The sequence below is a fragment of the Streptomyces sp. NPDC001514 genome (assembly GCF_053597075.1).
Genome location: NZ_JBSFHO010000036.1, coordinates 49,544 through 71,182 on the forward strand (window position 1 = coordinate 49,544; position 21,639 = coordinate 71,182).

Consider the following 21,639-nt stretch of genomic DNA (forward strand, 5'->3'; position numbering starts at 1 on the left):
TGCGCGAGCGCGGCCAGGATCTGATGCGGAAGCGGCTCGATGGGGCTGGGCTTGAACTCGGCCGGTGTGTGAAGTGTCTTGGGGTGCTGGGCGGTGGTCACTCGTATCCCTTCGTGGTGCGTACGGGGGCGGCGCCGGCGGAGGCGTGCTCGGTGAGAAATGTGGTGACCCGGCGGAGCTGGTCGGCTGCGCGCGTGGTGAGCTGACTGAGCGGACGGGTCTCGGCTGTGGCGTGGGCGGCTCGTTCAAGAGCGTCGACGTTGCCGGGGCGGGCCTGGCTGGCGAGGACGTCATCGAGGTGGGGCCCTCGAAGCCGTACCGGCCCGATGCGGCGGCCGTGCACGGTCAGCGAGGCGTAGTGCTCGAACCGGTCCAGGACACAGACTTGGTCAGGGCTGGGGTTGTCGCCCCACTCGGCGGTGATGGGCGCGATGGCGGTCTTCGACCCTGCTGTGGTCGCCAGAGTGGAGGCGTTCTGCGTCAGCGACAGCCGTACCGGTGTGGGGAGCCGGGACAGCAGCTGGGTCATGCCGTGGACATGGGCCTTGTACTTGCGGAAGTCCTCGAACATCGAGGCGATCGTTTCCGGGGCCGCGCCGGTAAGGGTGATCAGTTCGTCGAAGTACGGCCGGAAGGGAACCCGCTGGTCTTCGGGGGTGTCGCGGCGGGAGCGCACGGCGCGGAGCAGGTCGCGGGCGAGTAAGGCGGTCAGCAGCCGGTCGGTGGGCCCGTTCCCGGCCGGGCACACCCAGACGATCATCCGGTTGTCCATGGCGGCGCGGATGTTGTAGACGCCGACGCCCTGGCCCAGGAATGCCCGCGTGACGGGGGTGGAAGCCAGCCGGGTCAGTGGGTTGAGGACGACGGTGAAGGCGTCGGACGGCAGGGTGGGGAATACCGTCTGCCACCAGGATCGGGTCTCCTCATCGAGCCGGTCGCCCGCGGCGGACAGCGCCGCAGCGCGGAAGCCGGCGTCGGACAGCAAGGCCCTCACATGGAAGATCGTGGCTTGGTCCTTGGGGCGGCCGGCCTGGCAGGCAGCCTGGTTGACGGCGACGAGAACGGCCAGGGCGGCGGTGAAGATGGTGATCGCCCGGGGTGCGTTCGCGTCCTCCCAGCCGAGCGCAGCGGCGAAGGCATCAGTGACGGCCTCCACGACCTCGTGCGCGGCCTGGCCGTGGTGCATGGCCAGGGGATTCCACGAGCTCAACCGGGGGTCGGATCCGTGGGCGTTGAGGTCAATAAGCGCGATCCGTGACATGAGATGGTCGTGGGCCAGGAACTTTGCCGCCCGCGGCCAGGAATCGCGGTGCGGGTCGACGAACATCAGCCCGCCCCCGGCATGGGCCCACGCGATCGCCTGCGCGAGAGCACGCTCGGTCTTGCCGCCGCCGGCCTTGCCCACCGCGCACTCGAACAGGGTCTCCGCCGCATAGGTGGCGACCAGGCGTTCACGTCCGTCCGGACCCCGATAGATGCCCTGCAGCAGCAGCTCGGGATCGCCGAAGGAGTAGGTAGGCAGGTCTCCTGCGAGGAGCGGCAGTCGGCAGTGCACCGTGGGCGGCTTCAGCAGCCCGATCAGCTCCTCCAGGCGTACCCAGTTCGGTCGGGGCGGCTGGCAGTGCCCGTATCCCCAGCGGCGCTCGAAGCCGCGACGGCTGGGCCACTGGTCCGCACCGAGGCGCCACGGCCCCAGCCGCACACCGCGCATGGCCCACCGCGACTTTCCGCCGAAGACATCCAAGGCGGCCTGCAGCTGAGCGAGGCGCGCCTGGGCACGCCCTTCGGTGTTGGAAGCGCAGGTGACAAGGAGCTGCACCCGCACGAGCTGATCGTCGTCGGCGAGCTTGCCCAGCGCCTCGGCCGCCTCGACACGGCGCGGCACCGGCGGCATCACCAGCCGCCGCCCTCCGGCCGACGCTCCTTGTTTGCCGCTGAGCAGCTGCTGGAACTGCCAGGCCAGCGAGTCCTCGATCCCGGCAGCGTCACGACGTACCCACCTCGAGGCCCGCTCTGCTTCACGCCGCTCCTGGCGACGTGCGGCCTGCATCAGCTGCAGGCGCCGCGCCCGTAGTGCCCATTTCGGTGCGCGCTGTATGTCCAAGCTGACTTCGGCGAGATCCCCGAGGTCAGCCCGTAGATCGGAGACCGCATCGACCAGGGGCTGCAGCGGGTCGGGATCCAGCGGAACCTCCCGCAGCGGGGCGGTCGGCTTGCCACGCAGGAGGAACTCCGCCCGAACCGTGTGCTCGCGCGGCTTGTCGCGAATGGGCGCGGCCTTGGTGACGGTGACGGCCGGACCGAAAGGGGTGATCGACAGCAGACGTTCGCCGCCGGCCGGGCCTTCGATGCGGTAGCGCAGCGGGCTGGAGCCGTCGGCACGCAGCCGGATACGTACGGACTTCGTCCGGCGCGGCGCCCACCAGGGCATGCTCGTGGAAGCGCGGGCCAGCTGCACCCCGCGCCGGAAGATCTCCTCCAGACCGGGGTCGAAGTGGCGAGCGGGCACGAGCTCGAGGGCCATGCGCTCGGCCGAGGCCTTCAACGCGAGTCGGCGTACCACGACCTCGCCGACCGCCCACGCCAACGCGGTGGCGAGCACGGGCAGGTACCAGTGGTCGACGAACCATCGAGCAGTGTCGGTGAGTCCGGTGAGCAGGCCGAGCAGCTGGCCGGATGCCATATCAGTGGCTTGGGACGTCAGGTGCGGGGCTGCGGAGTCCACGGGGATGCTCCCTTCTGTGAGGTGCGGGTGAAAGACAGGACAGTGATGCGGCCGTCGGTGTAGGTCCCGCCGCGATCGGCCGCGGCCCACACCAGATGCACCACAGCCCGTGAAGGTGCGCCGTCCTGGCGGGCGATGGCGGCTTGGATGCGGAACCGGGTGAAGGCCGGCGCCACGGCCCGGCCACTGTCGGAGAAGACGCTGGGCCACCGGTCACGGCCGATGCCGGTGGCGTCCGCACGCAGCAGAGCACGGCCGGCCGCCAACAGGTGCCGTTCGTCGTCGGCGGGAAGGCCGACGGGCCAGGCGTTCTCCAAGGCCTGCTGGATGCCCGGGTCTCCGGCGCGGCCCTCGCCGTGCGGGGGCAGCGCAGACGCAGCGGGCGCGTCCCTCGGGGATACGGCTCGGGACGAGATGCTCCCGGGCGTGGGGGAGGCACTCGGGTATCGGGTCGTCGGACCGGCGGCGTCCGGCGTGCGAGGTGAGGAAACCGGCTGCTGGCTGGGCCAGGCCAGCAGGACCAGGCCGGTCAGGGCCAGCAGCATGGTGATGACCAGCAGCCGCCGCGGTGTACGGAGCGGGGTCGGTGTCATAGCAGCCGGGCCCCTCCCGCGTAGCCGGACATCGCATCCACCGGGTCGAGCCGGACGTCGGTGCCGGGCCGTGGGGCGTTGACCATCTGGCCGTTGCCGACGTAGATGCCGACGTGGTGGATCGTGGAGTCCCGCCCCGGGGCGTAGGCGTAGAAGACCAGGTCGCCGGGCTTGAGCGCGCTCTTGCCCAGACTGGCCAGGATCCTGCGGCCGAAGCCGGCCTGCGCGGCCGCGTTGTGCGGCAAGTTGATGCCGACCTTGGCGTACGCGTACAGCGTCAGCCCGGAGCAGTCGAACCCCTTGATCCTGGCGCCGCTCTTACCGCTCGGCGAACAGCAGATCCCCGTGCTGGGGCCCTTGGCATTGCCGCCGCCCCACGAGTAGGGCAGCCCCCGCTGGGCGAGCGCCGCTTCGAGCACGGTGCGGACCTTCCCTGAGGTGCCCTTCATCTCGGGCGCCTTGGCGGCCGCGGCGTACTGGTCGATCCAGCCGAGGACGTTGGAGACGTACTCGCCTGAGCGGTTGTACTGGAAGATCGCGCTCTTGAGCTGGGCACGCTTGGTCAGGTCGCGGCCATTGCCACACAGGTAGATGGCCGCGCCCAGGGCCGCGTCGTCGGCATTGTGCGGGTCCGCGATCTTGCCCCCGCTGGCGTCCTGTCCCACGCCTTGCCAGGTGGAGGGGAGGAACTGGAAGGGGCCGACTGCCCGTTCGCCCAGGGAGGTGCCGTCCCACTCGCCGCCGTCGGTGTCGGGGAAGACGGTGGTGTTGCCCCCGGCCCCCGAGCCGTTGAGCAGCACTCCGAAGATCTTCGGACGGATGTCCCCCCGGTCGCTGATGCTCCGTCCCACCGCGTGATTGGATTCGACCTTCGCGATCCCGGCCAAAATGGGCCAGCGCATGCCGCGGCATTTCGGCACGTGCCGACCGACCCGTGCCACCGCCTTCTTGTAGGCGGCAAGCATGCGCGGCGGGATGTCCGCGGCCGTGCCGCCCTCGGCGATACCGGTGTCGTCCTGTGACGCGCCCAATTGCAGCGCGGTGACGGCATTGATCGCCCCTGAAACGGGGGCTGCGCAGCACACCGCGGTGACCAGCAGCAGCACCCCCAGGCAGCCCCACTTGGCCTTCCGGCTACGTCGACGGCTCATACCCCCTCACCCCCCACGCCGCCGGGTCCATCGGCCTCCGGCCTGGGCGGCCGCGAGCCGTCAGCGTGTCCCCGGCCCAGTTCGTCCAGGAGACGGCGCCGCACCTCGGGATCGCCGCCGCCCAGTTGCTCGATCACCCGGCGCCGCAGCCGGTCGGGATCGTGTGCCACCCGCTGTGGAGCGGGGGGCGTGGACAGTCCCGCGACCGGACCAGGCGTGACACCCTGCACCGGACGCGAGCCACGGCCCGAACTCCCGCCGGGTGTGGAGGCCGGCCGGGCCGTTGCGGTGCGAGACGGCCCCGGGGCCAGACGACGGCTGGTGAACGGCCCCGTACCCCCGCGGTCCACGCCGTGCTCCTGCACGGTCCGGGACACGTGCCGACCCGCGTCCGCCCACGCCCGGCCGTCCTCGCGCACCGTGTTGCCCCACACACGCACCTGCTGCCGGGCGTCCTCGGCATACCGCGAGCCGCCTGCCCGGGCACGGCGGACATTCGCCGGCAGCCCGACGGTGGCGCCGTAGGCCGCACGGCCACCGCGGTTGAGGATTCGGTACCCGCGCAGCCGCACGAGCCGGTTGTGCGCACGGGTGGACAGCAGGGTGCGGTCGGCGTTCTGGTCGTGCAGGACCTCCCCCGTGTTGGGGTCGATGATCTGGCCCTCGTCATTGCGGTACCGGTCCGCAGGTCCGCCGCGACGGCCGGAGCTTTCCTGGTTGCCGCCCGTGTGCGGGTCGCCTTCGCCGTCGACGCCGGTCGGCTTGCACCACTTGGCCAACTGCTCGCGATCCGGCCGCCGGCCGATCAGCAGCCCGTACGCGCCCTTCGCGCCGAGCCGCACCCCGAGCCCCGTGCCGACCGCTGCCGCAGTCAGGGGAGCGAGTCCGCGCCCGGCTTCCGCGCCGGCGTCGGCCAGCATCCGGCCGGTGTCGACCGGCATGCCCGCGCCGTCGAACATCGACGCGAGCGCGCCCATCAGGCGCTGGCGGGTGCCGAGCATGCCGTACCTGCCACCGGCGAGGGGGCGCAGCCCGCCGCCCTGGCCAAGGGGCAGGTTCATGGCGAGGGCGGCGCCGAGCTCGGAGGTGTCGCCCGGCATGTGCGTGCCGCCGACCTTGGCGTACCGCATGCGCATGGCCATGCGACGGCCGAACGAGGTGATGCCGCTGAGCAGCCACCGGTGCCCGGCCGCACCGGCTACGGCCAGGACGTCCAGGAGCAGAATCCGCTCCACCATCAGATCCGGGCCGTCGGTGAGGATGGCGTCGACGGCGATGCCGAAGAACGGAATGAACGCCGACACGGCGACGACGGCGAGCATCGCGATGCCCCACAGCGACAGCCATTTCCACACCGACTGGCGCGGCGGACCGGGCAGCATGGCCGCGATGAAGGTGACGCCGCCAGCGGCCGCGGCTGCGGCAGTGATGGCCTGGGTGCCGAGCAGGACGATCGCGCTGGACAGCAGCATGCCGCAGATGAACAGTGCGGCGATCAGCAGCAGCGCTGCCCCGCCGACCCGCCACCAGGTGGGTTTCTTGGCGTACTCGGCGCAGGCCTCACCGACCGGCCCGGCCTCTTTGAGGTCCGCGAGAAAGGCAGCAAACTCCTTGTCCTCCTCGCTGACGACGGGGCTGACGGTGTCCAGCAGTTCGCCGCCGGGGGTGAACTCCGGCGGATCCTGATCACCCCGGCGAGCGTCGTCGCCGTCGCGGCAGTACTCCTTGGCCGGCCCTCTGAGCAGGCTGCACCCATCCTTCTTGTCGTCCTTGTTGTCTTTCTTGGCGCCGGCCTTGTAGCCGCCGGAGACCCACTTCAGGTGCACCGCGTAGGCCTTGCGGTCGGAGGCCTTGCCCGGGTCGAGAACGCGCCCGTACTGCAGCAGCATGTACGGCTTGACGACGAGCGCGTTGGTGATCGAGTCCTGGATGGGGCGGGCGACCTCGCTGGCTTTGACCGGCTTGGCGGCCTCGCGCTCCAGGCACTTGATCTCTTGCATGCCGGCCATGCCATCGCACGGCCCCCGGCTGGCGATCTTTCCGCCCCAGTCGTAGGAGTTGACCGTCTCCTGGGCGACTTCGGCAGCCACCTGCTGGGCCTGCCCCAGAGGACCGTCCTTGGCGAGCAGATAGTCGGGGCGCACGAACGCTGAGGCGGCGAAGGCGGCGATCAGCAGAGTCAGGAAGATCTCGCCCAGGCCTTTGCCGACCTTGCCCCGCACGAACATGAACAGGGAGAACACGAATGCCCAGGCCAGCAGCACGCCCTTGAGCCCAAGGCTGTCGACGACCACATGGTTGTACGCGTCAGAAACCTTCTGAGCCGGCTCGGACAGGATGCGCAGCAGCGGAAACCGGAACGCGACCTCGATCGCCCAGCCCGCCAGGCCGACCAGCAGCCGGAGCAGGGTGAACAGACCACTGAGGGCGAAGGCGAGCGCCTGCGTCTTGAAGGAGACGATGGAGCCGCCTTCGGCGTTCAGCTCGTAGCCATTGATCGGCGCGCCCTCGGAGGTGTCGATGTTCAGCGGGGCGAGCAGGTCACCGGTCTCGCTGTTGCTGCTCGCCGCGTACACCACCTGGCTGTTCACCCCGACGAAGACGACGGTGAGCAGCAGGACGAAGCCGGCCGAGCGGAGCGTGCCGCGGTCTGGGCGTCGCATCACCGCCGCCTTTGCACTACGGCATCGTGACGTCGCCACAGGGTGATGCCGATGAGAGCCACGGCTGGCGGAATCAATGTCCAGTTCGCGGGGCTCCCGCCGCTGGGTTGACCGTCGGCTGCGGCGGTGGTGCTGTCGCTGACGCAGTACGTCCTTGCCGGACCCTTGATCAGGTCGCATGGATCCTGGTGGCCGGGCTCGGTGCTGGCGGCAAAAGCCTCGCCCGCGCGGGGCCACCATGCCTCAGGCACGCTCACCCCGTGCGCGAGCACGAGGACAGCGATGCTGATGGCCAGCACGAGCAGGGCTGACACCACGGCCCCGCCGCGCCGGGAGCGGTCCCAGGAAGAAGAGGTAGTCACGACTGGTGTCCCTTCGGACCGGTGACGGCCTGGTTCTTGGACAGGAGGGGGCTCGGGGCCGGGGAGGCGTCGGTCGCCCGTGTGCGTGTGCTGCTCGGCCGGCGTCCGGGAGTGGTGGTGATAGAGGAGGCGATGCGCCTGATCCGGGGGATGACGACCTTGACGCGGCCGGTGTTCTGGCGCGGGCAGGTCAGCAGCACCTCGCCCTCGCGGCCTTTCTGGCCGACGGGGGACAGCCCGGTGGTCACCAGGCGCAGCAGCTCGCTGTCGCCGGGGTCCAGGCCGAGGAACTCCAGTCCCCGGCGTGCTCGTTCTCGGTCGGCGGTGCGGGCGAGGACGCGGTAGGCCATCAGCCCGCGGTCGGGTCCGAGCTCTTCTGCGTCGTGTGATCCGGCGATCAGGCCGGCACCGTGCTTACGGCCGTCGTGCAGGATCTCGTGCACCAGCGCGGTGCCCTCGGCGGAACTGGTCAGCCAGTACAGCTCGTCCAGCACCACTGCGCAGAACCGCTCAGGGGACTCGAACGCGGTCTGCCGGGCGATCGCCGCGATCAGGTAGAGCACGGCCCTCCCGATCAGCGCCTCCAGCGGCTGCTGCCGAAGCACCTCGGGCTGCTCGAACGCCGCCTTCGGCGGCAGCTTCAGACCGGTGGTCGTGATGACGATCATGTCGGAGGCGCTGGAGGGGTCCAGCCGCACCGACGGCAGCGCCGGGTCGAAGACCATCCGCGCCAGCGGATTGCTGGCCACGACGCGGACCAGTCCGGCCAGGGTGGCGGCCGCGTCCTGCCGTTTGCCCACCTCGTGGGTGGCCATGTCCTCGAGCACGTCAAGGACGCGGTGCATCGACGGGGCCTCGCCGGCCGCAGCCTGCTCGACCGCGTGGTGCAGCACCTCACCGGAGGTACTCATCGGGCCGATGCCCAGTTGCAGGGTGAGGTAGCTCAACGCGTAGTGCCGGCCCTCGGGCCCGGGGAACATGCGCAGCGGGTCGATCGACACCTCGGCCTGGGCGGCGTCGATGATCTGGCAGCGGCCCGCCGCCGCGGTTCGGGCGAACGTCGCCCACTCCCGCACCGGCGTGCGGTCGATGCAGATGGCGCAGCCACCCCGCGCCCACACAGCCTCCGACACGAGCTTCTCCAGGACGCTCTTGCCCGCGCCCAGGTCGCCGACGATGCCCATCGAAGCGGAGGCATCCTGCTTGGGAGCATCCGCCACGTTGATCATCACGGGGCGGGTGGTGCCGCAGTCCAGGTCGAAACCCAGCAGCATGCCGTTCGGATCGCCGACCTCGCCCAGGGTGAGGGCCCCGCCCAGTGCCCAGTCCTCACTGACCTGATGCTGGGTGAACTCCCGCACCACGCCCGGTCGGTTCGTGCCGGGCAGGCCCAGCGTGAACAGGGGCTCCTGCAGGCCCGCCGGACGCACGGCCCGGTAGTCCGCGCCGGCCAGCAGCGCGGCGAGCGCCCGAGCCCGCGCGTCGCAGACCGCGGCGGTGGGCCCCCAGACCGTGAGCACGGTGACGGACTGGACCTCCACCTCGACACTGGTACGCGACAGCCTCGCGTCCAGCTCGCCCAGATCACGGGCCGCGTCGGTCAGCGAGGCGGGCATCCCCGTCGGACGGGCGTCGTACTGGTCGGCCTGGTCGACCAACTCGTTCTTCTTGCGCCGCACCTGCTCCTTGGCCTTCTCCGCAGGCACGAGCGTGAGGTCGACGGTGTAATCGACGGGGAAGTCGAGCAGCTCCAGCTGGGCGAAAAGGTCGGCTGCCTGCGCGCTCACCGCTGGCGGGCACTCCGCGAGCACCAGCTGCGCCTGGTAGCCGACGCCGGCATCGCTTTCCACCTGCAGCCAGCGCCGACGCAGCGGGGAGGCCGCCTGCAGGCGCCACCAGGCCTTCCGGCCCGAGCGTCCTACCCGGTCCGCGCCTGGCAGATCCTCGTCGTCTGCGCCGTCCGGGCCGGTGCCTCCTTCCTGGAGCCGGACCTGCCCCAGGTCGGCGTAGCTGGGCGAGTGCAGGGTGCCGTCGACGACACGCCCGCCGTACAGCTCGCTGGCCTGAGCCTCCGCCAATAGCGGTTCGGCGAGCCCCCGGTGCAGAGCGTGCTGGACCATCCACACGATCTCCGCTGGACGGGCCGGGCGGAAGGCGACCCCGCCGGCGAGAGCGGCCTCCACCCGGGATGCCTGCTCGCGGTAGACGCTGACCTCGCGCCGTGCCACGGGCGCCGGCCGCATCCCGAACGTTTGGGAGACCTCCGCCCACACCGCTCCGATGGAAGCAGCCATCTGCAGACCGGCTCCATCGGTCTGCAGCGGCACTGCCAGCCACAGCGTGCGCTGGTGCATCTCCTGACCGTCCAGCAGGTCCAGCGCGGCTTCGACGTTTTCCACCCACGGCTGTACCTCGCCAGGTACGGACTGTGCAGGCGGCTCGACACCCTCGATCATGCGCAGGGCGACCTCCCCCGGGTCGACCTGCGCACACAGCCCGAACAGCCGCGGGGCACCCGACAGCGATCGCACCAGATGCGTGATCTTCGACAGCTGCTCATCGCGCACCGCAGCCGGGACGTAGGTGCCCTGCACCGTCTGCTCACTGCGCCCCTGCTCATCCGGGCCCGGGTGCAGCCGGTAGACGGCCCACACGCTGCCGTGCGTCGACCACACCAGATGCCCGGCGATATGCCGGATCGGCACCCTCATCGCCCGCCCCCGCTCTGCACACTGAGCTCCCGCAGCCTCTGGACACCGGAGACCGGTACGAGATCGGACGGCCGCGGGACATCCACCACCGCAGGACGCCGGCGGCCGGGCAGCCGCGAGACACCGCCGCCGCGCGCTGCCCGAGCTGCGATGCCGGAAGCCATGCGGCTCTCCTTCGCCCCAGCAGCCAAAACCTCAGGCATCGCCGGCCCCGGCGCCGCGTCCTCGATGACGAAACCGCCTCCCAGCGGATGTGCGCCCAGGTCGCGAGCAGCGCGACCGCCGATCCGGCCACCCCGCGGCTGCCACGCCAGCAGCAGCCAGCCGATCCCCGCCTGCAACGGCGCCCGTCCCGCGATCTTCGGACGTCGCACCACCCAGATCGCCAGCAACCAGGCCACGATCGGCACCGGGCCCATCCACGACCACAGCGAGACCGTCTTAACCAGAACGAAGCCGCCGCCGACCGCGAGAGCGATCTGCGCGGGGGTATAGGGCCCCAGAGGGATCCGCCAGTCGGCGACCTTGCCCAGCACCCACGGATGGCGCCGGGCAGCGGTGTAGAAACGCCCCACTCGACCAGCCGCGCTCACAGCCAGCCTCCACGCGAAGTGGCATCGCCCCGGGCTGCCGGATCGGCATGCTGCACCACGGAGGGCGAAGCCGGGGCAGACTTCGCCGGGTTCTTGACCTCGTCCTCGAACATACGGGCCAGGTCCTCGCGCGAGTTGTAGATCCCCAGCGCGATCACGAGCAGCAACAGGGCGCCGATACCCGCCTTCAGGCTGAACTTCTGAACCATGATCACGACGACGATCACGATCAGACCGGCCTGCAGACCCTTGGTCGCCCAGTCCTGGACCATGCTGATCCACGAGTCGCCGAGGTCGTCCAGCTGCCCGGCGAGCATCCAACTGTGCGGCGTATTCACGACCGGCCACCCCCGCCCTGGGCAGCGCCGGACTCCAGCGCCGCCACCTCCCACCGGCCCGAGCGAGACTTCAGCGTGAGCTCGTACGCCAGCGGCCACCGCCCCGACGCGTCACGGGCCTCCACCCGCGCCATGACCCGCACCCGGGTGCCGTCCGCGGGCAGCGGCGCGGCCGCCGCCTCCTGCTCAACAGCGGAAAGCTGCTGAACGACGACCTTGCTGAACACAGCCGGTGAGACGGACGACAGCTTCGCGCCCGGGGCCAGGTAGCGGTCGACCTCGCCCGCCCCGGCCAGATACGCAGCGAGGAACCCACCGACAGCGGAGGAAAGCTCGCTGCCATTCGGGACCGTCACCGTGTACGGCGCTGGAGAAGCCCCGGCTCGTGCCGGGCCGGCCACCGCCGCAGGAGCACCGGACACCGCGAAAGAGCCCCCCTCGGCGCCGGAGACGACCGGCACCGCGAAGTACCGCACCGCGCCGTCGGCGTACTGCACAGCCACCGTGACCGACCACCGGTCGTCGGAGCGGTGCGCACTGCGCACCGCCACCACATCCCTCAGCTGCGACTGCGCAGTGGCCGCCAGATCGGGGAGCTCCACCTGAGGAGCCATCGACTGCGCAAGCCGCGCCTGCGCACTGCTCTCGTTCTCCGCGCTGCTGCGCAGCCACGCGCTGAGGAACACCTCCGCGTACCCCGACGGATCGGCCGACGCCATCGTGTGCATGACGGCCGACTCCTTCTGAGTGGCCGCCTCGACCACGGTGGGCGATGCCGTGACCCCCACGGCCAGGGCGACCGGCCCGGCCGCCAGAGCCACCCACACCCCCAGGCGCCCCAGTTGCACACGGCGCCGCATCTGCTGCAGCGCGACCCCTGCGGCCATCGGCGGCGCGGCCCCGGCCCCCGATGCTCGCTTGACAGGAGACATCTCAAACTCCCAGGTCAGAACGGACTGTTGCTGACTGGAGCCAACTCGCCGACCCCGACCCGACCACCGACCGCGCAAGGCCGACCAGCATCACGAAGCGGACACAACCTTGTGGTCGGGCCTGTGGTCGGACCGACCACAGGCCCGACCACGCCTCCCGGCTGGCCCGGGAGCCCGGGATGGTCACGACCGGCCACGGGCTCCCGGACACTGGAGCCATGCGAGGCAGAGCGGAAACGACACGGCGCTCTGCGCAGCCGCCCCGGGCGCCCCGCAGCTGACGCCGCCTGCGCAGCGAGCACGGATGCGCAGACGTGAGGCCACACTCTGGCGAAGCGATTGCGCAGCGGCATCGGGGAACTGACTGCGCACGTGGCAGCCCCGGTGCGCATGCCCGTCCGGACCCCGCCGCCGGGTACTGCGCAGAGGCCACCACCGTCGTGACCTACGGAGGGCCCGCGGTCGGGGCCGACCATGGGGCCGACCACCGCACACCACGGAGCATGTTCTCCGATCGTGATCTGTGGTCAGGGCCTATGGCCGCCGATCCGGTCGGAGCCAGGGGGTGAGCTGCCTCCATGGAACTCACGCACGCTTCACCGCCCGCCGGCGCCAGCCTCACCGCTTCTGCGGGCCGGGCTCGCCGCCTCCGCTGGCGCACTCCGGGCGCTCCGGTGATCGCGCGATGAGCGGCTACGGAGCAGGCATCCGACGCGGCCCCATGGCGGCGGACCACTTCACACAGATCCGAAACGACCTCTTCCGGGACCCGAATCTCTCCTTCAAGGCGAAGGGAATCTTCGGACTCATCAGCACCCATCGCGACGGTTGGCGCGTGAACGTCACACAGCTCGCCCGGCTGGGACCGGACGGCAGGGACGCGATCACCAGCGGGCTGAAGGAGCTGGAGAAGCACGGCTACCTGGTCCGTGAGCGCGAGCGGCGCCCGGATGGCACGCTCGGCGAGGTCGCGTACTTCATCACCGACACCCCCGAACCCGCCGAAGCGCACCCGCCGGCGCGCGACCAGCGGGCTACGGCACAGACCCGCAGGTCACAGCCAAAGCCGGAAAACCTTGCGCAGGTTCAGCCTGCGCAGGCTGAACGCCACACAAAGAACACCAAGAGCAAGAAGACCAGAGAGGAGGACACCAAGCCCGTCCGTCCTTCCGTCCGTAACGCGCCCGCGCGTGAACGCGACGACGAGTCCAGCACAGCCTCCTCGGCATCCGTCATGACATCCGGGACAGCGACGACGGACGAACTCTCGGCAGGCGTCAGGCTGCTGCTGACCATCGGGGCGAGGCAACCAGAGCTGCTGCTGACTGGGCAGGTGCTGCGCGATCAGGGACAGATCGTGACCGTCATGCTGGACGCCGGCTGGACACCTGAGCAGCTACAGCACGTCATGACCAGTCGGCCTCTGCCTCAGCCCGTTCGCACCTCGGTCGGCGCGATCATCGCAGCCCGCCTCCGGGCGGCCCAGGCCTGCCCGCCACCCGCCGCCTGGGCACACGAACACGAAACCGATACCCCTGAGGTCTCGAGGCAGGCCCCCCACTCCACCACCACTGCGGCCGCCGACAGGAGCGTGAGCGACGCCCTCGCACGACGTGTGCTCGTCGAATGCACCGGCTGCGGAAAGCCCGGAACCGCCCCGGGCGAAGACATGTGCCCTGAATGCCTCAACTGGCCGCTCTGCCACACCTGTCCCGGGCCGACGCCCCGGCGCGCCCACCCCGAAGGCGACGGCCGCTGCACCACCTGCGCCACCGCATCGACTCGCCCTCTGGAAGGAAGCACCCTATGACCGACCGCATACCACCACCGCCGGCGGCCGCGCAGCACCAGCGCCCCTTCACCCTCGACCCGGGCCGATGGGAGGCGGAACGCGCAGGCGCCCTGCGGACCGGCCACGTCCGCGACCATACGTGCACGGACGAGTGCGAACCCGTGCTCGTCTACGAGCGCACTCGGTGGGGCTGGCTCGCCTGGACAGTCCCAGGCGACGGCTCCCGGCCCGAACTGCCTCATCAGATCGGGGTTCTCACCCCATCGGCGACGCGTACGCAGAACCTGGCCCTGCACTGGCTGACCAGACGCCCCGCCAGGCGCATCGGCCTGGCCCCCACCATCTCCGGCTCCCTGCGCCTCTTCGCCGTCGCGGTTGCCGTCATCAGCATCGTCGCTGGCCTGTTCACCATGGCCCACGGGGTCCCCCGCCGACGTCGCCCTGCCGGCCATGGTGCTCGCGCCGCTGCTCGCCGAACACCTTCCGGATCGACTGGACGCCCGAGCCCGCGAGCACATCCGCAGCGTCGAAGGCGCCAGCGCCTGCTGCTACCTGCAGCGCCTCGCCGCCCTGCACACCGACCTCATCCAGGCCGCCGCCGGCAGCGACCGCTACGAGCTGCGCCGGTCGACCGAGATCGGCCAGCAACTGCTGTGGGACGCCGCCGGCCTTCTCCAGACCTACGACACCCGCTCCGCCTCAACCGCCCTCATCGACCGCGAACGGCTGATGCTCCAGCTCGCCGACCAGGTCGCCCACATCCTCAAGAACACCTCCGCCCAGGCCGGACCGGCCGATGCGGACCAGACCGGCACGCCGGAGCGGCTGCGCGTCCCATATCCGCCCGGCACCCGGCCGGCGAAACGGTCAGCACTCAGCACACGCCCGGCACGTCACCGCTGAAGGAGCAGTTGGTCCTCGGCGTTGCTATGGGCGCGGTTGGTGGGCTGTTGGTCACCGAGGACTGCCAGCGCGCGTGCGCGGCGCAGGTCGAGGAGGGAACGGGCGGCCGCGGCGCGGGTTCGGGTGGCCGCGTGTTCGAGGTCGCGGTCGTCGGCGGTGTGGGCGGAGTGAAGAGCGCTTCGCTAGTGACGTTGGCAGGCGCCGTGCTCGCCCTGGTCGAAGTGGAGTCAGCCTGCGCACTGGGCGGCAGAGGCAGCGACTTGGAGTAGGCGGCGGCCGGTCGTACACGCCGGTGCCCAGCAGCTGGATGGTGGTCTTGAGCAGGGCGTGGACGAGCGTGGTGCATTCGGGCGCTGAGGTGTTGGTCAGTGCGCGTAACTCGGTGATGCGGGCCTCCAGCCACGTCAGCAACGTCGCGTCGACACGGCGGCCAGCGAGGGAGCCGGTGAAACGCTCCGGTTCGACGGTGGCCCAGTCGGCGGCGCCCGGCGAGTGCACCGGCGGTCAGAGCGAGGAAGACCCGCCGATCGGGATACAGTCCAGGGCCACGAGTACCTCCATGAGAGCAGCTCGGGCGCTGCGGGCGGTACAGGGTGGGAAGCGCCGAAGGCGGGCACCTCGGTCCTTCGCGGGGCGTCAGGCGAGGGCGCCGACGCGGTGGGCGAACGCCCGTGCGCCGGGCAGGGTGCGGTCGTGCCGCGTGAGGTCTGCGGCCATGGTGCGCACGGCGTCGCGGCGGACTTCCTGCGGTGCCGCGTATTCCGCGGCGAGCAGGGCGCGGTAGCAGCGGTCGGGCTTCTCCCATTGGTCGAAGGCGCGGGCGACGTCGATCCAGTACCGGGCCTGGCGCTCCGTGGTCGGCAGCGCTGTGGGATTGATGCGACGGGCGTGCTCGATGGCTTGGCCTGCGTCGCCGAGCAGGTGGCTGATTGAAATCTGGTGGAGCAGGACCTGGCTCGGGCCGAAGACGCTGCCGCGCAGCAGCGCGTCGTGGCCGAGCCGCCCGGCCGTGGTCTCCGCCTCGGTAATGAGTACGTGCGCGGTGTGCCGGTCGCCCTGCTTGGCTGCGGTGTAGGCCGCGGTCGCGTACAGGTTTCCCAGGACCGACAGCCGTTCGGTGGCATCGGTCGATCGGTCTGCTGCCAGCTGCTGGGCTGCGGTGACAGCGACGTCGGTGGCACGAGCGTAGTGGCCTTGGCGGCGCCAGGCGGAAGAGACCATGCGGTGGGCCTCGGCGACAGTGAGCGCGTCTGCGCCGCCGAGGGCGGCGGTCAGCGCCCGGTCGGCGGTGACGGCGGCCAAGCCGTCCTCGCCGAGTTTGATGCACAGGCGCGTGGTGGTGGTATAGAGATCGGCGATCGCAGTCGCTGCCTGCTCCGGGTGGCCATTGGAGCCGAGGGCGTGCGCGAGCGCGATGCGGGTGGGAAGTGCGCGTGCAAGGGCGTCGTAGCGGCATGCGCTGAAGTCACGGCGCGAGGCATCCACCGCTGCGGTGACAGTGGCTGGCGTGGGCTCTGGGCCTGCAACGGTGCGTTGCCGGTGGAGCAGCAGGTCTTCCAGACCGGACAGGCTTGGTCGGGTTGGGTGTGTGGCTGTCGTGGGGCCGAGGACCGCGCTGGTGGTGGCTCCGGCCAACGTGGCAAGGAGTTTGCGGCGTCGCACCGGGTCGTCCCCTTCTTCGCCGAACAGGGCCTGCGGGCCCAGCCTAGTAGTGCCCGACAGATGCTGATCGCCGTATCCCGCATGCGTCGCCCGCTCGCTGTTCGGCGCCAGCCCCAGCAGGCCGGGCGGGATGTCCAGGTACTCGGCTACCTGCCGGAGCAGCCGCACGTCCCGCATCGGCTGCTTGCCGCGCTCCATCCGCGACAGCGAGGCGGCGGTGTAGCCGATCGCCGCTCCGAGCTCGGCAAGCGTGACATCGGCCGAGCGGCGGGCTAATCGGACGATCGCCCCGGGGTCGCGGCGGGCAAGGGCGTCGCGCATGGCGACCGAGCGCCAGATCGGATGTGTGCTGTCCATGGCTCACCTCCTACGGGTGTCGATTGTCCCGTCAGGAGACGGCTGAGCGCGAGGAGTTGCAAGCCGTTTACGCCACGTGCAAGCCATGTGCGCCCCGCCGGGTTGCACCTCCCATTGCCGCCCGGGAAGCGGTGTCCTCGGCGGTACGGCGGCTCGCGGTGGGAGCAAGCCGCAGATCGTCAGGAGGTGAGCTCGATGACGGACAAGGATCCGGTGACCGGGGGCGGCTGGGCTTCGGTCACCCACGCGACCGCGATGAAGCGGGACGCGGTGTACGACCAGCGTGCTCAGCAGGCCGCCTTTGCCATCGAGTTGCACCACACCGACGGCCGGATCACGGAGTCGACTCTGGTCCTCACCCCGGACCAGGTGGAGCTGTACGCCATCCAGTTCGCACAGCTCATCGCCAAGCGCGAGCGGGCCCGCCAGGCGGGCCGGTGACCGACGCACAACTACAACGTCATGGAGGCACTGTGCACGACTCCCAGTTGAAGCAACTCACTGGCCGGACGGTGCTGGTCACCGGCGGCGCCGGGCTGATCGGCAGCCGTATCGCCGCCCACCTGCGTCAGCTCGGTGCCCGGCCGGTCTCGCTGTGCATGCTGGACGCCTACCCCAGGCACGTCTACCGCGACCTGTTCGACGTGGACGCCACCGACCCGGACGTCATCGTCGGCAACATCCAGAACCCGGGCGTAGTCAAGAAGGCAGTCGGCGAGAGCGATTACGTAGTCCACGCCGCCGCGCTCGCGGACGTGGCCGCCTGCACGCGCCGGCCGATGTCCGCGATCCACACCAACATCACCGGCACCCAGGTGCTGCTGGACGCGGTTGCCACCTGCGAGCGCATCCGCCGGTTCCTCTATGTCTCCTCAGCCAGCGTCTACGGCAACGGCAACCCGGAGGACTGGGCACGCCCCGCCGACGAGTACCGATCCGTAAGGCAACTGCTGGAATCCGTCTACGGCCGGGTACCGCCGCAGTTCCACGAGCACACCCCGGTGCGGCCGATGTCCGTCTATGGCAACACGAAGGCGTGGGGCGAGACACAGACGGCACTGACCTTGGGCGCCGTGCACACCTCGTACACGATCGTGCGGTACTTCTCGGTCTACGGGGAACCACAGGTGATCAAGGAAAGCAGCCACTCATGGGTAGTCGCTTGGTTCGCCACCCGCGCAGCCCTCGGCCTGCCGCTGCACCTCAACGGCGGCGGGCGCCAGATCCGCGACCTGGTGCACGTCGACGACATCGCCGCCGCCACCGTGCGGGCGCTGGTCGCGCCGCGGGCACACAACGAGACGATCAACCTCGGCACGGGAACACCCACCAGCATCCGCACCGTGGCCGAGCTGGTTGCCGAGCAGTATCCGAAGACGCGGTTCGTGGAAACGCCGTTGCCGCCCGGCGATCCACTCGGCGGCTACGCGGCCACCCACCGCATGGAGGCCGTGCTCGGTTGGCGGCCGACCACCACCATCAAGGAAGGCGTGGTCCGCTACGCCAACTGGCTGGAGCGGACTCCTGAGGCGATCCCGGCGTGGCTGCGGACGCAGAGCAAGGCCGCGACGACTTGATCAGATCACCGGGGGCCGGCCCAGGCAGGTCATCCGCCACACCGTGGCCCACCGCATCGGCTGACGGGGCGGGCACGAGGTTTGCAGTCCCTCCGCGAAGCCACCGAACCAGGCCCGAAGCCCGGCCGCCGACCGGGTGCGCGCGAGCGTGAGTGCGGTCCACACCCCCAGATAGACAGGCACGAGGAGGGCGGGAAGGTGCCTCTTTGCGAGCCAGACACGGTTTCGGGCGACCATGCGGTAGAAGACCGCGTGCCGGGTCGGCAACGTCCATGGATGCTGCAGCACCAGCTCCGGCTCGTAGAGCACCTTCCAGCCCGCATCCAGAGCCCGCCAGGCGAGATCGGTCTCCTCGTGTGCGTAGAAGAACGGCTCGGGCCAGCCACCGATCTCCTCAAGCATCCGCATCGACAAGCCGTGTCCGCCGCCGAGAAAGGTGGTGACCAACCCGCGGCGCATGGGATCCGCAGCACGCAGGCGGGGGACGTGACGGCGCTGGGTGCGGCCTCGTTCGTCGGCGATGCGGAAGCTGACGATCCCCAGCCGCGGGTCAGCCTCATACAGCTCCACGAGCCGGGTGAGGACATCCGGACTGATCAACAACCCGTCGTCATCCAGGTCCACCACCACATCGACGTCCCCGAACTCCCGCAGCCGTGCCAGGGCAGCATTCCGCCCGCCGGAGACGCCTGCGTTCTCCGGCAACTCCAGACCGGTCACCCACTCAGGCAGGGCTGGCAGCGGCGAGCCGTTCCCGACGACCACCACCCGCGCCGCGGGCGTGTCCTGTCGAGCCACCGAGTCAAGCAGCGCGGCCAACTCCACGGGCCGCGAGCCCATGGTCAAGATGGCAACGCCAACGCGCGGGTGACGCACGGACGAACTCCGTTCCTCGGGTCCAGTTCAGGTGATGCTAGCCGCCCTGAGGAACGGTCACCGACACGTAAGAAAGGCTTTTCATGCCCACCATCCGCCTCGGCGACTACCTCACCGCCCCTACCAGCGGGATGCTCCGCGGCACCCCCTACGAGCAACTGGCGGAGACCGATCTCGCGGACTTCCTGGCCGATTGGGAGGACTGGCAATGCCAGGCCCTGACCCGGCTTCCGCACCGGATCCACCCCACGGCCCGTATCCATCCAACAGCGATCATCGGCGACGACGTCATCATCGGTCCGTACGTGCGCGTGTGGGAGTTCTCCACCGTCCGTTCCGGCTCCGTACTGTGCACCGGGGCCTCGGTCGGCTTCAACTGTGAGGTGACCCGGTCGTTCCTGAGCGAGCGAACGATCCTCGGCCACCGCATCGGGATCAACCGCACCCTCATCGGCGCCGACGCCCACCTGTCCGCCAACCTGACAGTCGCAGCGATCAGCATGTGGAGCCCACACATGAGCAAGCCCGAAAGGGAGATCATCTTGCGCGCTGCGGACGGACTCTATCGATGCGGGACACCGCAGTTCGGCGCCCTGATCGGTGACCGGGTCCAGACCGGCAACAGCATCAGCCTCGGTCCCGGCCTCGTCCTCGGCCGCGACTGCCGGATCGCCAGCGGTGTCACCCTCGCTGGCCGCACTATCCCCGACCACAGCGTCATCACCGCCCCGCACACCGCCGAGGTCCACGTGCGCCAACGTCCCGTACACCGTAGGAAGATCCCGGCAGGGAGGCCGACGCAAGATGCAGCCACCAGAGAATGGGGGGCTGCAGGACGCGAGTGATGGCTGGCTCCACCGTGCTCCGCGGGAAGAGGTAGCTTGCCTCTCCATACCGGCCATCGTCGCGGCAGGGGGGCGCCGCCGTGGTGGTCGCGGAGGATGCTTACGTCGCCGATCAGCCTCGAGCCACGTCTTCCTGGCTTTCGGCCGACATGTAGCGCTCGGGGCGGGACCTCCAGCACGCTCGATCGCTGTGGCGGCGTACTACTCGGCGAGCTGCGGAGTCGTCACAGCGCGGTCCATGGGCGAGCCTTGCCGCCGGCCAGAGGCACCCACACCGCCTGGGCGGGACCGTGTTGCTCAAGGTCTTCCAGCACGGCGGTTCCGAGTGGGACTTCGCGGGCGAGGGCTGCTACGAGCGGATGCTGAGCAACCATCGCCTGCAGATCGCTCATCCGATTCTCCAGCCTGGCTCGGGAGGCACCGGTGAGCACGAAGAGCACACGGGGAAAGACCGGATACCAGCGCAGCCAGGCAGGACCTGCGGCGGCCTGCCTACGCCGGCCGACGGGCTGGGCCTCGTACTGGAACAGACGGGCGTACTCGATCAGCTTCACGGCCAGCCGCTCGCTGCTCATGGTGCTGCGATCGACTTCCACGAAGGCGCGCAGCTTTCGCCGGTGCTCGCTCTCGACGACGGTGTAGTACATGACCGCGTCGGCCACAATCCGCTCGCTCTCGCCGATCGAATGGGACACCTCAGGGGTCCAGTCCCAGGGGCCGTGCTCATGCCCGAGCCGACGGGCGTCCTCGGCGAAGGCCAGGTGGGCGCGTACGACGGCGAGGGTGTGCGGGGTCTTCAGCGACGCTGCCGTAGTCGAGGTGATGGGGTAGGGCGGCCGCCCCCGCAGGACAGGCAGGTCCCGGGTCAGCCGTGCGCCTTCCTGGGTGAGGTACCAGGCGTTGGTACGTGTACGGTTCGCGACCGGCAGCACCGTGCAGTCGACGAAGCCGTCGGAGCGCAATCTGTTCAGAACGCGGGACATCAGTTGCCGCGTGCCGTCCGGTCGCAGCATCCGGCGCAACTGGCTGGTGGTGGCAATGCGGTGCTGGGCGAGCGCGGCCAGCACCTGGTGGGCCAGGGACTCAGTGGGACTGGGGGCCATTCTCCTTGCCGGAGTACTCCGTGCGGCGCTGCTCATGAGGTGTCCCCTTCCGCGGGCCGTGACGGTCTCCGACGGAAACCTTCGGTTGCTGCTGAGGAAACCCGCGGCCTCCGACCAGACCCCCGACCACGAAGCCCCGACCATGGTCACGAAGGCGAGACAGCCTCGCGGTCTGCACCGTGGCCGACATCCATGGCCCCGACCGTGGGCCGCGCCCGCGCGCCAGGGCAGCTTGCTCCTGCAGCAGAGGTCCGTGACCAGCTCGGCAAGGGCTGCCGGCGTACTACGCAGAGGGCGGCCCCACGAAAACTTCGGCGATGGCCGGTCCGCAGCAGCCTGGGCTGCTGCGGGGCGTGGTGGCGAGCCACGCCATGCCGGCCATCGTGCGACACCCGGCCCGCAAGGGACCAACGACCCGTAACCGGATGCCGCGTCTATGGGGCGGTGGGCGGAGGC

18 protein-coding genes are annotated in these 21,639 nt (G+C 70.3%); 6 read left to right on the forward strand and 12 right to left on the reverse strand.

Going from position 1 to position 21,639, the window contains the following annotated elements; translation table 11 throughout:
• Positions 1-97 precede the first annotated feature (97 nt).
• The 9 genes from ACWCXB_RS30060 to ACWCXB_RS30100 are packed head-to-tail and all read right to left on the reverse strand — an operon-like array spanning position 98 to position 12,068.
• Complete coding sequence (locus tag ACWCXB_RS30060; RefSeq protein ID WP_450726900.1) at positions 98-2,725, reverse strand: ATP/GTP-binding protein; 2,628 nt, start codon at positions 2,723-2,725, stop codon at positions 98-100.
• Positions 2,701-3,318 carry a hypothetical protein gene (locus ACWCXB_RS30065; protein ID WP_450726901.1) on the reverse strand — a complete coding sequence of 206 codons (618 nt, stop codon included), beginning with the start codon at positions 3,316-3,318 and terminating at the stop codon, positions 2,701-2,703. The genes ACWCXB_RS30060 and ACWCXB_RS30065 overlap by 25 nt, the downstream gene beginning before the upstream one ends.
• On the reverse strand, positions 3,315-4,469 hold the full coding sequence (locus ACWCXB_RS30070) for a C40 family peptidase (RefSeq protein WP_450726902.1): 1,155 nt from the start codon (positions 4,467-4,469) through the stop codon (positions 3,315-3,317). The genes ACWCXB_RS30065 and ACWCXB_RS30070 overlap by 4 nt, the downstream gene beginning before the upstream one ends.
• Positions 4,466-7,132, reverse strand: coding sequence for a hypothetical protein (locus ACWCXB_RS30075; protein ID WP_450726903.1), 2,667 nt, complete (start codon positions 7,130-7,132; stop codon positions 4,466-4,468). Before ACWCXB_RS30075 ends, ACWCXB_RS30070 begins: the two co-directional genes overlap by 4 nt.
• Positions 7,132-7,446: a hypothetical protein gene (locus ACWCXB_RS30080; protein WP_450726904.1), complete on the reverse strand. Its 315-nt coding sequence runs from the start codon at positions 7,444-7,446 to the stop codon at positions 7,132-7,134. Before ACWCXB_RS30080 ends, ACWCXB_RS30075 begins: the two co-directional genes overlap by 1 nt.
• Before the next feature lie 44 nt (positions 7,447-7,490).
• Entirely contained in the window at positions 7,491-10,205 is a 2,715-nt protein-coding gene (locus ACWCXB_RS30085; RefSeq protein ID WP_450726905.1) for an ATP-binding protein, read from the reverse strand.
• Positions 10,202-10,804, reverse strand: coding sequence for a hypothetical protein (locus tag ACWCXB_RS30090; protein WP_450726953.1), 603 nt, complete (start codon positions 10,802-10,804; stop codon positions 10,202-10,204). Before ACWCXB_RS30090 ends, ACWCXB_RS30085 begins: the two co-directional genes overlap by 4 nt.
• Positions 10,795-11,136: a hypothetical protein gene (locus ACWCXB_RS30095; RefSeq protein WP_450726906.1), complete on the reverse strand. Its 342-nt coding sequence runs from the start codon at positions 11,134-11,136 to the stop codon at positions 10,795-10,797. The genes ACWCXB_RS30090 and ACWCXB_RS30095 overlap by 10 nt, the downstream gene beginning before the upstream one ends.
• The gene (locus ACWCXB_RS30100) at positions 11,133-12,068 is read right to left on the reverse strand and encodes a conjugal transfer protein (RefSeq protein ID WP_450726907.1); all 936 of its coding nucleotides are present in this window, start codon (positions 12,066-12,068) and stop codon (positions 11,133-11,135) included. The genes ACWCXB_RS30095 and ACWCXB_RS30100 overlap by 4 nt, the downstream gene beginning before the upstream one ends.
• A 721-nt stretch (positions 12,069-12,789) precedes the next feature.
• Between ACWCXB_RS30100 and ACWCXB_RS30105 the strand changes: the two genes are divergently transcribed.
• The 3 genes from ACWCXB_RS30105 (at position 12,790) to ACWCXB_RS30115 (ending at position 15,032) form a co-directional block, all read left to right on the forward strand.
• Positions 12,790-13,878, forward strand: a complete 1,089-nt coding sequence (locus tag ACWCXB_RS30105; RefSeq protein ID WP_450726908.1) for a hypothetical protein — start codon at positions 12,790-12,792, stop codon at positions 13,876-13,878.
• A 432-nt stretch (positions 13,879-14,310) separates the two neighbouring features.
• Positions 14,311-14,763: a hypothetical protein gene (locus tag ACWCXB_RS30110; protein WP_450726909.1), complete on the forward strand. Its 453-nt coding sequence runs from the start codon at positions 14,311-14,313 to the stop codon at positions 14,761-14,763.
• 26 nt (positions 14,764-14,789) lie between these two features.
• Positions 14,790-15,032 (forward strand): hypothetical protein, encoded by a 243-nt coding sequence (locus ACWCXB_RS30115; protein WP_450726910.1) that lies wholly within the window; start codon positions 14,790-14,792, stop codon positions 15,030-15,032.
• Positions 15,033-15,399: 367 nt separating this feature from the next.
• Here the strand turns inward: ACWCXB_RS30115 and ACWCXB_RS30120 are convergent, their stop codons facing one another.
• Positions 15,400-16,782: a helix-turn-helix domain-containing protein gene (locus ACWCXB_RS30120; protein WP_450726911.1), complete on the reverse strand. Its 1,383-nt coding sequence runs from the start codon at positions 16,780-16,782 to the stop codon at positions 15,400-15,402.
• A 195-nt stretch (positions 16,783-16,977) separates the two neighbouring features.
• Here ACWCXB_RS30120 and ACWCXB_RS30125 point away from each other — a divergent pair, with 195 nt between their 5' ends.
• Positions 16,978-17,223 carry a hypothetical protein gene (locus tag ACWCXB_RS30125; RefSeq protein ID WP_450726912.1) on the forward strand — a complete coding sequence of 82 codons (246 nt, stop codon included), beginning with the start codon at positions 16,978-16,980 and terminating at the stop codon, positions 17,221-17,223.
• A 47-nt stretch (positions 17,224-17,270) separates the two neighbouring features.
• Complete coding sequence (locus ACWCXB_RS30130) at positions 17,271-18,359, forward strand: NAD-dependent epimerase/dehydratase family protein (RefSeq protein WP_450726913.1); 1,089 nt, start codon at positions 17,271-17,273, stop codon at positions 18,357-18,359.
• Here ACWCXB_RS30130 and ACWCXB_RS30135 read toward each other — a convergent pair whose 3' ends face one another.
• Complete coding sequence (locus ACWCXB_RS30135; protein ID WP_450726914.1) at positions 18,360-19,235, reverse strand: glycosyltransferase family 2 protein; 876 nt, start codon at positions 19,233-19,235, stop codon at positions 18,360-18,362.
• Between the two features lie 83 nt (positions 19,236-19,318).
• Between ACWCXB_RS30135 and ACWCXB_RS30140 the strand changes: the two genes are divergently transcribed.
• Positions 19,319-20,080 carry a transferase gene (locus ACWCXB_RS30140; RefSeq protein WP_450726915.1) on the forward strand — a complete coding sequence of 254 codons (762 nt, stop codon included), beginning with the start codon at positions 19,319-19,321 and terminating at the stop codon, positions 20,078-20,080.
• Positions 20,081-20,304: 224 nt separating this feature from the next.
• Here ACWCXB_RS30140 and ACWCXB_RS30145 read toward each other — a convergent pair whose 3' ends face one another.
• The gene (locus ACWCXB_RS30145) at positions 20,305-21,183 is read right to left on the reverse strand and encodes a replication-relaxation family protein (protein ID WP_450726916.1); all 879 of its coding nucleotides are present in this window, start codon (positions 21,181-21,183) and stop codon (positions 20,305-20,307) included.
• Positions 21,184-21,639: the final 456 nt, after the last annotated feature.